The 13,559-nt window shown below is 59.8% G+C and carries 8 protein-coding genes; 3 read left to right on the top strand and 5 right to left on the bottom strand.

The genetic code is table 11. The features are described 5' to 3' along the window. Window positions 1-209 precede the first annotated feature (209 nt). The 3 genes from I3J13_RS05355 (at window position 210) to I3J13_RS05345 (ending at window position 9,212) form a co-directional block, all read left to right on the top strand. The gene (locus I3J13_RS05355; RefSeq protein ID WP_196378199.1) at window positions 210-1,538 is read left to right on the top strand and encodes an MFS transporter; all 1,329 of its coding nucleotides are present in this window, start codon (window positions 210-212) and stop codon (window positions 1,536-1,538) included. 406 nt (window positions 1,539-1,944) lie between these two features. After that, window positions 1,945-7,446: a glutamate synthase-related protein gene (locus I3J13_RS05350; protein WP_196378198.1), complete on the top strand. Its 5,502-nt coding sequence runs from the start codon at window positions 1,945-1,947 to the stop codon at window positions 7,444-7,446. Beyond that, window positions 7,443-9,212, top strand: coding sequence for a sulfite reductase subunit alpha (locus tag I3J13_RS05345; protein WP_196378197.1), 1,770 nt, complete (start codon window positions 7,443-7,445; stop codon window positions 9,210-9,212). The genes I3J13_RS05350 and I3J13_RS05345 overlap by 4 nt, the downstream gene beginning before the upstream one ends. Before the next feature lie 38 nt (window positions 9,213-9,250). On the opposite strand, the gene I3J13_RS05340 is transcribed toward I3J13_RS05345, so the two are convergent. The 5 genes from I3J13_RS05340 to fabA all read right to left on the bottom strand — a co-directional run bounded on the left by I3J13_RS05340 (window position 9,251) and on the right by fabA (window position 13,253). Continuing rightward, complete coding sequence (locus I3J13_RS05340) at window positions 9,251-9,844, bottom strand: TadE/TadG family type IV pilus assembly protein (protein ID WP_196378196.1); 594 nt, start codon at window positions 9,842-9,844, stop codon at window positions 9,251-9,253. Then, window positions 9,841-10,437, bottom strand: a complete 597-nt coding sequence (locus tag I3J13_RS05335) for a TadE/TadG family type IV pilus assembly protein (protein WP_003524373.1) — start codon at window positions 10,435-10,437, stop codon at window positions 9,841-9,843. The genes I3J13_RS05340 and I3J13_RS05335 overlap by 4 nt, the downstream gene beginning before the upstream one ends. Window positions 10,438-10,625: 188 nt before the next feature. Then, window positions 10,626-11,432: an enoyl-ACP reductase FabI gene (gene fabI / locus I3J13_RS05330; protein WP_020812529.1), complete on the bottom strand. Its 807-nt coding sequence runs from the start codon at window positions 11,430-11,432 to the stop codon at window positions 10,626-10,628. A gap of 6 nt (window positions 11,433-11,438) precedes the next feature. Then, on the bottom strand, window positions 11,439-12,662 hold the full coding sequence (fabB, locus tag I3J13_RS05325) for a beta-ketoacyl-ACP synthase I (protein ID WP_196378195.1): 1,224 nt from the start codon (window positions 12,660-12,662) through the stop codon (window positions 11,439-11,441). Window positions 12,663-12,737: 75 nt separating this feature from the next. Next, entirely contained in the window at window positions 12,738-13,253 is a 516-nt protein-coding gene (gene fabA / locus I3J13_RS05320) for a 3-hydroxyacyl-[acyl-carrier-protein] dehydratase FabA (RefSeq protein ID WP_003507274.1), read from the bottom strand. Window positions 13,254-13,559 lie beyond the last annotated feature (306 nt).

The raw sequence follows: 13,559 nt of genomic DNA, 5'->3' as shown, positions 1-13,559 counted from the left end.
CTTCGCGATGCACCATGTCTCGGGCAGAGCTGCGTTTAAGGACGGAGCGCGTGCATTATCGCATGGTCGGCTGACTGGGCAACCCTTTATTGCCAAACTTCAATTGACGTTACGTAGGGTGCGTGTGACAATCCGTCGCATCGTAACGCAACGGAAGAGGAGCCGGCGCGTTACAGGAAATGGTTCGTCCATGACGCAGGAGGGATATTATGAGTTATACGAATGCTGCTCCATCCTTTGGGCAGGCGCCGGAGGCGAACGGAAATGGGGCCGGTCCCGTCAAGGTCGATCCGGATCGCATCACGATTGCGGTCATTCTTGCGAGAATGACGGAATTCTTCGACTTTTTCATCTATGCCATCGCCTCCGCGCTCGTTTTCCCCCACGTCTTCTTTTCTTTCGTCGATCCGCTGACGGCGACGCTCTATTCCTTCGCGGTTTTCTCATTGGCCTTTATCGCAAGGCCAATCGGCTCGCTGATCTTCCTCCAGATCGACCGCAAATTCGGGCGCGCCGTGAAGCTGATGGCCGCCCTCTTCACGCTCTGTGGTTCCACCATGGCGATCAGCTTTCTTCCGTCCTATGCGGAAGCGGGCATACTTGCCCCCTGTCTTCTGGCGGTATTCCGCATCGGCCAGGGCCTTGGGCTCGGCGGCGCATGGGACGGTCTGGTTTCGCTGCTCGCCATGAATGCACCGCAGAAACAACGCGGCTGGTACGCCATGATGCCGCAGATCGGTGCGGCCATGGGCTTCGGTCTCGCCAGCGCCTTTTTCATCGTCTTCGTGACGCAGCTTTCCAATGCGGAATTCCTCGCCTGGGGCTGGCGTTTCCCGTTCTTCGTGGCGCTGGCGCTGAATGTTCTCGCGCTCTTCGCCCGCCTGCGCATGATCGTGACGCCGGAATTCCAGGCCATGCTGGAACAGCACGAGCTGGAACCGCGCCCCATGTTTAAGATGCTGCGTTCGCAGTTTCCGGTCGTGGTGACGGGGGCATTCGTGCCGCTGGCAAGCTTTGCGCTCTTTCATCTCGTCACGGTCTTCCCGCTGAGCTGGGTTTCGCTCAACACCAGCCAGCGTGTCTCGGACTTCCTGTTCGTGCAATTCGTCAGCGCCATCATCGCCGGCGGAATGATTGTGGTCTCCGGTATTCTGGCCGACAGGATCGGCCGGCGGAAGCTTCTGGCCATCGCGGCGGTGCTGATCGGTCTTTTCAGTCTGGTTGCGCCGGTTCTTCTTGGTTCCGGTGATATTGGCCGTTATCTCTTTGTGCTGATCGGCTTTTCGCTGCTTGGCCTGTCCTTCGGTCAGGCGGGCGGTGCGCTTGCTTCCCGTTTCAGCCGTGAGTACCGCTATACCGGCGCGTCGCTCACCTCGGATATTTCCTGGCTGATCGGCGCCGGTTTCGCGCCGCTCGTTGCGCTCGGATTTTCGTCCAAATTCGGCCTTTTCGCCGTCGGCATTTACCTGATGTCGGGTGCGCTCTGCACGCTGATTGCCCTCTGGTTCAGCCGCACGCTGGACATGCCTTCGGAGTGATCCGGGCAATTTAAAAATCTCTGCAGCCATCGCGCCGCGGAATCCTGTCGGATTTCGCGGCGGTTTTGTTTTTTTATTGCGTCGGGTCGATTTTAATCTTGACTCGGTCGATCATGAAATATTATGTAAGCAATACTGACGTAATTCAGTGTGTCTCACCGCCGGACAGCCGGCCTTCAGGGAACGCGATGCGAACGACGACGATCATTATTTGCGAAAAAGCGGCCATCGCCGCCAAGCCGTTTGACGGCCGCAAAACGACCGTTCGCGCCATTAAACGCCGATAAGCAAAAGAATGAGGAGCAGCTAGGTCGCCTGCGGCTCCGCCCGCAGAGTGCCGGCTGACGCGCCGGGTTTCGGGAAAGAGGGCGATGCCGCGCGAAATGCGCAACGAGAGGAGAGTGCCTTGAGTGTGACGGAGCAAAAATTCGGCCTTTACGATGCGGCTTTTGAAAAAAGCAGCTGTGGCGTCGGTTTCATCACCCGCAAGGACGGCGTGCAGACGCATGATGTGCTGAAGCGCGGGCACGAGGCTCTCTGTGCCGTGCCGCATCGCGGCGGCATGTCGGCGGAAGGTGTCGGCGATGGTGCCGGCGTGTCGCTGGATTTGTCGCTTTCCTTCTTTCGGGAATTGACCGGTGAGGACGGCTTGCAGGCCGGCCGTTTCGGCGTCGGCAATTTTTTCCTGCCGCAAAATCCGGCTTTCCACGGCGAGGCTGTCGGTATCATCGCAAACGCCCTCAAAGAGCAGGGCTTTGCAATCCTGCTCGTTCGCGATGTGCCGGTGAATGATGCGGCCATCCGTCCCGCCGCCATCCCCTACCAGTTGCCGATCCGCCAATGGGTCTTTTCGGCTCCCGCCGAATGCGGCAGCCTTGCCGAATTCGACTGGCGCATCCACAAGGCGCTGCTCGCCATCGAGGCGCTTGCCTATACGGTGCCGGAACTCTCTGGCTTTTATCCGCTGTCGCTCAGCGCCCGCACGCAGGTTCTGAAAGGCCGCCTGAACTCCCATGAGGTCATGCCCTACTTCTGCGACCTCACCGATCCGCGCCATGAAGTGCATACGATGTATTTCCACACGCGTTTTTCGACCAATACCGATCCGCACCCTTCCATGGCGCAGCCCTTCCGCCTGATGGCGCATAATGGCGAACTCAATACCGACAAGAAGAACCGGTTGTCGGAAGCGGCCGTGGCGCTGGCGAAGAACGCCAGCATCATCCGCCCGAAGGGCCAGTCGGACAGCTGCCGTCTGGACCAGACCCTGCAGGCGCGGGTGATGGAAGACGGTCTCGACCTCGTCACCGCCGTGGTCTCGATGATGCCGCCAGCCTGGGAAAATGACGATACCCTGTCACCGGCCGTGAAGGCGATGCTGGAATATTTCTCGCTCTATGAGGAGAAGAATGACGGCCCGGCCGCGCTGATCTTCGGCGATGGCACCATCATCGGCGCGCGGCTCGATCGCCTTGGCCTGCGCCCGCTGCGCACCGTCGAGACGGAAGATTATCTCTGCGTCATGTCGGAGGCCGGGCAGATCGCGTTCCCGGCGGAGAGCGTCATCCGTCGCGGCCGCATCGAGGCGGGCGGCATGCTTTATTACGACCATGCAGAACGCCGCGACTTTTCCACCGTCGAAGCGCTGGAGCTTCTCGCCTCACGCCGCGATTATTCATCCCTGCTGCGCGAAGCCCGTGTCATGCTGGAGGATCTGCCGGAAGTGCCGGCGGAAAAGCAGGGCTCGCCGCTGCGTTACAACGGCGATCTGGAACGCCACCAGCGTTATGTCGCCTATTCGCATAATCAGGAAAGCTTCAAATTCCTGATGGACCCGATGCTGGCCTCAGGCGCGGAAAAGATTTCGGCGATGGGTTACGGCAATGCCATCAATGCGCTGTCCGATCAGGAAGGCGGGGTCGCGAAGTATTTTTCACAGCGCTTCGCGCAGGTCACCAATCCGCCGCTCGACAGTATTCGTGAGGCCGATGGCATGACGTTGCGTGTCGCCCTCGGTGCGAAGCCGAACAGCGGCGCGAAGAAGGCCCGCCAGATCGTCGTGCGCTCTCCGATCCTGACCCATCTCGATATGCTGCGTATTCGCGAACAGTCGGAGACGCCGCTTCGCCGTTTCGAAATGCTCTATTCGCCGGTCTTCGATGTTGCGGAGGCCAATGAAACGGCCCTGCGGCAGGCAATTGATGGCCTCTGTGATGAGGTTGTGGCTTTCGCGGCAGAGGAAGGCGGCATCGCCATCATCACCGACCGGCACGTTTCGACAAACCGCGCGGCCTTGCCGATGATCATGGTCGTCTCCGCCATCAATCAGCGGCTGATCGAGGAAGGTCTGCGGCTGCGCGTGTCGCTGATCGTTGAAAGCGGGCAATTTTCCTCTTCGCATCACATTGCGGCGAGCCTCGGCTTCGGCGCTTCGGCCGCCTATCCGCTCGGCGTGCAGTTTCGCGCCGAGGAGAAATTTGGTGCCGATGCCGACAAGGCCTTCAAGCGTTTCGCCAAGGCGGCTGAAAAGTCGCTGATGAAGACCATGGGCAAGGTGGGCCTGTGTACGGCGGAAAGCTATATCGGCGGCGAGTTCTTCGAACCGAATTTCCTCGATACCGACGATGCGGTGCTCAAGCGCTATTTCCCCAATGTGAAGACCCCGGTGGGCGGCGTCAACTTCGCCGTCATCGCGCAGGCGGTGGCGGACTGGCACCGCAAGGCGCTGTCCGTGAAGGGCGAAAACGACATACCCCTGCTCGGTCTCTTTAAGGAGCGCGCGGAAGGTGCCGGCCATTCCTATGGCACGACGGCTGTTCGCGGTTTCGTGGATATGACCGAGGAAAAGATCGGTTTCGACAAGGGAACCGAAAACGAGGACGCTTTGCGCCTGCTGCCGCTCAACCGGCTGGAAGATGCCTTCGGTCTCAACGATGCGGCCTATTACCACAACAGTTTCGACCGGCTGACGCCTGACGCAATCGACAGATTCGAGGTAACGCCCGGTTACCGCGCCTTTGCCCGCATGATGGTGGAAGAAAGGGCGCGCCGCCCGGCCGCCCTGCGCGATGTTCTGGAATTGCCGGCCGATGTGACATTCGCCGGTTCCGCGGAAGAATTCCGCCGGGAAATGGGCCGTTTTTCCCGGCAGGGCAATAACAGCTTCATGGTGCGCGGATTGCGCTGCGAAGAGGCGGGAGACGGCGCTTTCCGGCTGCAATTGACCGGCCCGCACGGTCATGAGCTTGCCCGGCTTGCCGCGCTCGGCCAGTCGCTGCTTGACCGTTTCGGTGCGGATATTCCAGGCCATTGGCTGGAAGGCGGCGCGCTCATGGTTCAGGCAAAGGGTGAAGCATCCGCCTATCTCTCGCTTATCCGCACTGCACCGGAAAGCATTCCGCTCGATGCCGTTCAGAAGGCGAGCGAGATCACCAAAACCCTCGCATCGGGCGCCATGAGCCACGGCGCGCTCGTCGCCGCTGCCCATGAGGCGGTTGCCCATGGCACCAACATGGTCGGCGGCATGTCGAATTCGGGCGAGGGTGGCGAGCATATTTCCCGTTATGGCACCATCCGTGCCTCGCGCATCAAGCAGTTCGCTTCCGGCCGCTTCGGCGTCTGGGCCGGCTATCTTGCCGATCCGATGCTGGAGGAAATCGAGATCAAGATCGGCCAGGGCGCAAAGCCGGGTGAGGGCGGGCAGTTGCCGTCTCCCAAGGTGACGGTGGAAATCGCCGCCGCACGCGGCGGCACACCGGGCGTCGAGCTTGTTTCGCCGCCACCGCATCACGACACCTATTCCATCGAGGATCTGGCCCAGCTCATCCATGACGCCAAGGCGGCGCGCGTGCGTGTCATCGTCAAGCTGGTCTCGTCGGAAGGCATCGGCACGATTGCGGTCGGCGTCGCCAAGGCGGGGGCGGATGTCATCAATGTCGCCGGCAACACCGGCGGCACGGGGGCAGCTGCCGTCACCAGCCTCAAATATACCGGCCGCGCGGCGGAAATCGGTATCGCAGAAGTGCATCAGGCGCTTTGCGCCACCGGCCTGCGCGCCAAGGTGCTGCTGCGCTGCTCCGGCGCGCACCAGACGGCGAGCGACGTGGTGAAATCCGCACTTCTCGGCGGCGACAGCTTCGAATTCGGCACGACGGCGCTGATGATGCTGAAATGCGTCATGGCCAAGAACTGCAACATCAAGTGCCCGGCCGGTCTCACCACCAATCAGGAAGCCTTCAACGGCGATCCGCGCGCGCTGGCGCAATATCTCATGAACATCGCCCATGAAACGCGCGAGATTTTGGCCGGGCTTGGGGTTGCCTCGCTGCGGGAAGCACGCGGCCGTTCCGATCTTCTTCACCTCCTCGATCATCCGGCCAGCGTCGGCCAGCTTGACCTCCGGGCAATGCTTGCCGTGGTCGAAGAGGTGAAGATCGACAGCCCCGTCTATATGGAAAAGGACTTTGCGCTTGATGATGCCTTCATCGAACTCGTGCGCTCGGCCCTGGTCGACAGCAGGCGCGAGAACATCGAGCTTGGCGGCAATCGTTTCCTCAACAATTGCAACAAGAGCGTCGGCGGTCAGCTCGCCGTCGATATCGAACGCATGCTGAACCATGAGCTTTCCGATGAAGAGGCGGATGCGCTGCCGGCCGTGAAGCGGGACAGCCGTGGCCGCCGGTTCCTGGAGGCGGGTTCGGTGCGCATCGATACATCCGGTTCCGCCGGGCAGTCTTTCGGTGCCTTCTGCAATGACGGCATGGTCATGGTCCATACCGGCACCTGCAATGACGGCGTCGGCAAAAGCGCCTGCGGCGGCACCATCGTCGTGCGCTCCCCCGGCGGCGGATCGGAAGAGGCGGGCGGCAATGTTCTGGTCGGCAATTTCGCGCTGTTCGGCGCCACTGGCGGTCGGACCTTCGTGGAAGGGCAGGCGGGAGACCGTTTCGCAGTGCGTAATTCCGGAGCCACCGCCGTGGTCGAAGGCGTGGGTGATTTCGCCTGCGAATACATGACCAACGGCGCGGTGCTGAACCTTGGCAGCTTCGGCAAGGGTTTCGGCAACGGCATGAGCGGCGGCTTCGTTTATCAGTATGATCCCTATGGCGATCTGCCGAAGAAAGTCAGCCACGATTCCATCCTGCTCGGTTCAGTCACCGGTGAGGATGAACAGGCCGCCATTCATAATCAGGCCATCCACCAGCTTCTGACCTGGCATGTCGCAGAGACCGGCTCGGCCAAGGCGGCATGGCTTCTGGAAAACTGGGAAAGCGAACAGCATAACTTCGTTTACGGCATGCCACGCGCCCTGCTGCTTTATCAGGACAGCGACGAGATTCTGAAGGCGAAGCCCCGCAAGGAACTGCTGGAGGAACTGGCATCCGCGCTTGCCGCTCATCAATTGCGCAAGTTCAAGCTCGCCTATCGTGACCGCAAGGCCGTCTTGAACGGAACGGTGCCGGGTTATGGCGAGACGGATACCGAGGAAATGTATGCGCTGCTCAACAATTATACCGTGTTGAGCATGGCGCAGGCCATCGCCATGCAGCGGGTGCCGATGGCGTCAGGTCCTTCCGACCCGGCCATTGAAAAAGCCGTGCGCAATCTCATCCTCACGGAAGATTATGCGCTGATGCAGCGGCTGCTGAAATATGCGCGCGAGGCGCTTTCAGACCATAGCGATGAACAGCTTGCGGTGATGATCGCCGCCAAGCGCCTCGACGATTACAAGCAGGCGCTGGCGCGCAGGAACATCTGGTCGGTGGACAGCCCCGGCACCTATGGCTGGATCATTCAGCAGAACCGGAAAAACATCGAGAAGATCGGCCGTCTGCCGGGCTTCGAGGAGCTCTTCGCAGCCCGCGCCATTCCCGACCTCGCCACCGCATCCAGCCACAGGGCAGCATGATGAAGATACCTTATATTCCCGAAGACGCGCCCTTCAATGGTGATCAGCGCGCATGGCTTTCCGGTTTTCTGGCGGGGCTCCATTCCCGCGCCGCCATCGGCCTGGAGACATCGGTTGCCGCCGCTGCTCCCAGGGCGGCGGCTAGTGTGCTGAATATTCTCTTCGGCACCCAGACCGGCAATGCCGAGGCGCTGGCGATGGATATTGCCGCCGCCGCCCGCGCGCAGGGCATGCAGCCGGTGGTGACGGCACTCGATGACGTCTCGATGGACAGTCTCGGCGCCATGAAGCGGGTCATCGTCGTCACCTCGACCTATGGCGAAGGTGAAATGCCTGACAATGCCCAGCTTTTCTGGGAAGCGCTCGCTGCCGACAGCGCGCCGCGTCTGGACGAGGTGAATTTTGCCGTCCTCGCGCTCGGCGATACCGGTTATGACGGCTTCTGCCAGGCGGGCAAGCTCATCGACACGCGGTTCGAACAACTCGGCGGCAAGCGTATGAAGACGCGTATCGATTGCGATATTGACTTTGAGGATGCCGCCGCCGCATGGATCGGCGAGACCCTGCCGCTCGCGGTTGCTGTCGATGGCGGCAGCGCGGCATCTGTCACCATGCCCGACATCGCCGAGCCGCCCGTACGGGCAAAGCAGGGCTGGAGCCGCAAAAATCCCTATTCGGCTGAGGTAAGCGTCAATCGTCGTCTGTCCGGTCCCGGCTCGTCCAAGGAAATTCGCCACTACGAATTCGATCTCGGCGAAAGTGGCCTGGACTATGAGGCGGGTGACGCACTTGGCGTCGTGCCCCTGAACGATCCGAAACTGGTCGGCGCGCTGCTGGAACACTTCGGGGCGGCTGCGGACAGCCAAGTCGCCGGGTTGGACCGGCCGGTCGGCGATGCGCTTCTCAACATGTTCGAGATATCGACGCCCTCGCGCGAACTCGTCGCTGAAATCGGCAAGCGGGCGGGGCATGACGAACTCAGCCACATTCTCGCAAACGGAGACAGGGAGCAACTGGCCGCCTTTCTCTGGAGCAAGGATATTCTCGACCTCATCAATCTCGGCGGAAAGCCGCTATTCGATGTTGCTGAATTCGTGACATTCCTGAAGCCTCTGCAACATCGCGCCTATTCCATTTCCTCCAGCCCTCTGGTTGCAAAAGACAGCGTGCATCTGACCATCGCCAGCGTGCGTTATCGCGCCGAGGGTCGTGAGCGTGGCGGCGTGTGCTCCACCTATCTCGCCGACCGCGTGGAGGCCGGGCAGAGTGCCGGGATTTTCGTCTCGCCGAACAAGGCGTTTCGTGTGCCGCAGGACAATGATGCGCCTGTTATCATGGTGGGACCGGGCACGGGCATCGCGCCCTTCCGGGCTTTTTTGCAGGAACGGCAAGCCCGAGGCGCAAAGGGCAAAAACTGGCTGTTTTTCGGCGACCAGCACCGGCAGTCGGATTTCATCTATGAAAACGAGCTTGGCGACATGAGCCGCGATGGCGTGTTGACGCGCCTCGACCTCGCTTTCTCGCGGGATCAGGCGGAGAAGATCTATGTCCAGACCCGCATGCGGCAGAACGGCAAGGCGCTCTATCAATGGCTTGAAGATGGCGGTTACTTTTACGTCTGCGGCGACGCGACCCGCATGGCGAAGGATGTCGATGATGCCCTGCACGGCATCGTCAGCGATGAGGCCGGCATCTCCGCCGAGGCGGCAAGCGAGTATGTGAACCGGCTGAAACGCGAAAAACGCTATCTGCGTGACGTCTACTAACGATTGCCATGACGAGACCGTCGTGACGCAACGATTGCTCAGCAATTGGTGCAGACGGTCTCGGCGTCGCGCTGTTTGAAGAAATACTCGCGGCCGATCGTGATCGACTTCACCCCGGACGAGGCAAGATCGGGCATGAACATCAGCAATTCATGCGGGATGGACAACTCGACGTGGATGAGAAAGCTGTTTTCCACGAGCAAGCGCGTTGGAACGGCGACCGGTGATCCCACCGCATAGGGTCTCAGATTTTTCTCATCCCAAGACCAGGTGATTTTCGCCTGTTTTTGCGCATCGATCTTGATGCCGCTGATCTTCAGCTGCAGACCCTTGGTGCTGTAGGGCGCAAACACGGCGGCTGCGACGTCCTGCATGCCCGCGAGATAGGTTTTATCGACGGACCCTGTTTTCGATATCAGATCGTTGATGGAGGCTGCGGCGCTGCTTGCCCGCTTGTAGGTGTTGTATCCGATCGTCAATTCGAAAGAGGTCAGATAAAGCGCAAGCAATATCGGAAAGAGGATCGCGAACTCCACCGCGCCCACGCCACGGCGATCTTTGGCAAAGCGTAAAACGAGCGCCGTCAGGCGTCGTTTGCCGTTTGCCGCAACGGACATCAGCCCTGCCATCATGAGCCCCCGCCTGTGATGTATTTCTCGTTCATGAACGCATTTGTCGCGACGATGAGGAAATGTGAGGGCATCGATCCATCGGCCGGACGTATTTTTGTCAGGTATGGCCGGATGATATCGGCAACCACACGCCAGCGATAATAGACGCGCAACATGTTGATGGTTTCCGGCCCGCCCGGTTTGAAGCCGAACTGAGCGGTATCGAGATCGTAATATTCGCCGTAGGCCTTCAGCGGTATCGTGGTCGGAATATCCTTGAAGGCGGTAAAGGAGCGAAGGTCGATATAGAGCTTCTGTTCTTTTTGGATTTCATCCGCTGAGCAGGTGATCATCACCGAAACTTCATTGCAGAAGCTCTTGCGGAAATCCTCTTTCGAAATTGAGCTGCTGATCTGCCCGGTGCGCAGACGCCGCGCCATATTCTCGGTGGCATTGGCGACGACCTGTTCCGCCATCAGGGCGATAAAGGTCTCGATGATCGCAAAGACGACGAGGAAATAGGGGATCGCGAGTATCGCGAATTCTATAGCCGCTGTCCCGTCGCGTGAGACTCCGAATTTTTCCAGCAATGGCTTCAGTCTGGCCAGTCGCATGAGGCGATATCGATCTCTAAGAATATGCGGCAAGCGCAACCGTTGAATTTGTTGCGGACCATAACCACCCGATGTTTAAATTCAGTTACTCCAATAAATTATACTTTAGTGATTTCCGAAATTGATACGACCCACAATATAAAAAGCCCGGCACATGGCCGGGCTTTTGTCGAAGCTGAAACGGACGCTTATTCCGCATCCGCTTTGGAGAGAACCTCCAGCGTGGGTGTGGAGGTGATGTTATAACCACAGTCCACATAATGGCATTCGCCGGTTACGCCGCGCGACAGATTGGACAGCAGGTAAAGCGCCGATCCGCCGATATCGTCGATATCCGCCGTCCGCCGAAGCGGCGCATTTTTCTGGTTCCATGCGTAGATCGCCCGCGCATCCGAGATGCCGGCGCCCGCCAGCGTGCGGACCGGACCGGCCGAGATGGCGTTAACGCGAATATCGCGCGGGCCGTAGTCGGCGGCGAGATAGCGGACGGACGCTTCAAGAGCCGCCTTGGCGACGCCCATGACGTTGTAGTTCGGAATGACACGCTGCGAACCATTATAGGTCAGCGTCAGCATCGAGCCGCCATTGGTCATCAGTTCGGCGGCGCGCTTGGCGATTTCCGTGAAGGAGAAGCAGGAAATGACCATGGTGCGGCTGAAATTCTCGCGCGTCGTATCCGCGTAGAGGCCCTTCAGCTCGTTCTTGTCGGAAAAGCCGATGGCATGGACGATGAAATCCAGCGAGCCCCATTTTTCGCGGATCGTCGCGAACAAGGCGTCGACCGAGGCGATATCCTCGACATCGCATGGCACGATGAAATCGGATCCGAGTTCGGCGGCGAGCGGTTTCACACGCTTGCCGAGCGCTTCACCCTGATAGGTGAAGGCCAGTTCCGCGCCCTGTGCCGCAAGCGCCTTGGAGATACCCCAGGCGATGGAATGATTGTTTGCGACGCCCATGATGAGGCCGCGTTTACCCTGCATGATGCCGTTCATGGGCAATTATCCGTTATGACGCTGGAAGACGAGCGTGGCGTTGGTGCCGCCGAAGCCGAAGGAGTTGGAAAGGATGGTGTCGATCTTGGCGTTGTCGATGCGGCTGCGAACGATCGGAACGCCCGCAAATTCGGGATCGAGCTCGGAAATATGCGCGCTTTCGCCGATGAAGCGTTCCTGCATCATCAGCAGGCCGTAGATCGATTCCTGAACGCCGGCCGCACCCAGCGAATGGCCGGTGAGCGACTTGGTGGACTGGATATGCGGGATTTTGTCGCCGAAGACTTCCCGGATCGCGCCGATTTCCTTGCTGTCGCCAACCGGCGTCGAGGTGCCATGGGTATTGATGTAGTCGATGTCGCCCTTGACCGTGGAAAGCGCCTGCCGCATGCAGCGGATCGCGCCTTCGCCTGAAGGCGCCACCATGTCGTAACCGTCCGAGGTCGCGCCGTAACCGACGATTTCGGCGTAAATCTTGGCGCCGCGCGCCTTGGCATGTTCCAGCTCTTCGAGAACCAGCACGCCCGCACCGCCGGCAATCACGAAACCGTCGCGGTTGACGTCATAGGCGCGCGAGGCGACGTTCGGCGTCTCGTTATATTTGGACGACATGGCGCCCATGGCGTCGAAGAGGTTGGACATGGACCAGTCGAGATCCTCATGGCCGCCCGCGAACATCACATCCTGCTTGCCCCACTGGATCATTTCGGCGGCGTTGCCGATGCAGTGCGCCGAGGTGGAGCAGGCCGACGAGATGGAGTAGTTGACGCCATGGATCTTGAACCAGGTGGCGAGCGTCGCGGAGGCGGTGGAGGACATGGCCTTCGGCACGGCAAAGGGGCCGATGCGCTTCGGGCTGTTGTTCTTCAGCGTGATATCGGCTGCCTCGACGATGGTGCGGGTGGAAGGACCGCCCGAACCCATGATGATGCCGGTGCGCTCATTGCCGCTGATGTCGCTCTCTTCGAGACCGGAATCGGCGATCGCCTGCTTCATCGCGACATGGTTCCACGCGCCGCCCTGCGACAGGAAGCGCATGGCGCGGCGGTCGACCAGATCGGTCGGGTCGAGAGACGGCTTACCCCAGACCTGGCATTTGAAACCGTGTTCGGCAAAATCCGGCGAAAATGAAATGCCGGATTTGGCATTGCGCAGCGATGCGGTGACTTCAGCGGCATCACCGCCGATGGAAGAAACAATACCGAGGCCGGTGACAACAACTCGTCTCATGAAAGGGACCTTTTCTTAAGATTTCGGCTGGACGACAGAAGCCGCCCGGCGTTTGTCAGGACTATTCCGTCTGCCTCAGGCAGCCTTTTCCTTCGACAGGCCTACGCGCAGGTCCGTCGCCTGATAGATGGTTTCGCCATCCGCCTTGAGCCAGCCGTCGGCGGTTCCGAGCACCAGACGACCGCGCATCACGCGCTTGAAATCAATACCATATTGAAGGAGCTTGGTGTGAGGGCGAACCATGCCCTTGAACTTCACTTCGCCGGTCGACAGCGCCATGCCGCGGCCTTCTTCGCCCAGCCAGCCGAGGAAGAAACCGGTCAGCTGCCACATGCCGTCAAGGCCCAGGCACCCCGGCATGATCGGGTTGCCCTGGAAGTGGCAGGGGAAATACCAGTCGTCGGGGCTGACATCGTATTCGGCGCGGATGAAACCCTTGTCGAAGGCGCCGCCGGTTTCGGAAATTTCGGTAATGCGATGGACCATGAGCATGGGGGGCAATGGGAGCTGTGCATTTCCCGGGCCGAACAATTCGCCGCGACCGCAGGACAGGATCTCCTCGTAATTGTAACTTGATTGCCTCGTTGCCATACCGCTTTCACTTCCCCAGTTACTGGTGTTGATCGACTTCACTAGAGCAAGTTAGGTTCAAAATGAAGCGCTGCAAGGGCAGAGGCCGCTCCGCCCACATTCTTTGTCTTCGAACCTTCTTCGCAGAAGTCATTACCTCAATATGCCGTCCGCATACAGGAACCGTACGGCTGGAACCAGAGGAAATTTGCAGGAATGGCCGGTTTGCCGCCATTTGCCGCGCCTAAGCCACGCCGAAACTATTGAAAGCACTCGCCGCAAAAGATATATGCTAATGCAATTGGTAAGTTTCATACCTCTGTTTGG

The organism is Agrobacterium leguminum, assembly GCF_015704895.1.
GTDB lineage: Bacteria > Pseudomonadota > Alphaproteobacteria > Rhizobiales > Rhizobiaceae > Agrobacterium > Agrobacterium leguminum.
This window is presented reverse-complemented; position numbering and strand designations above follow the sequence as displayed.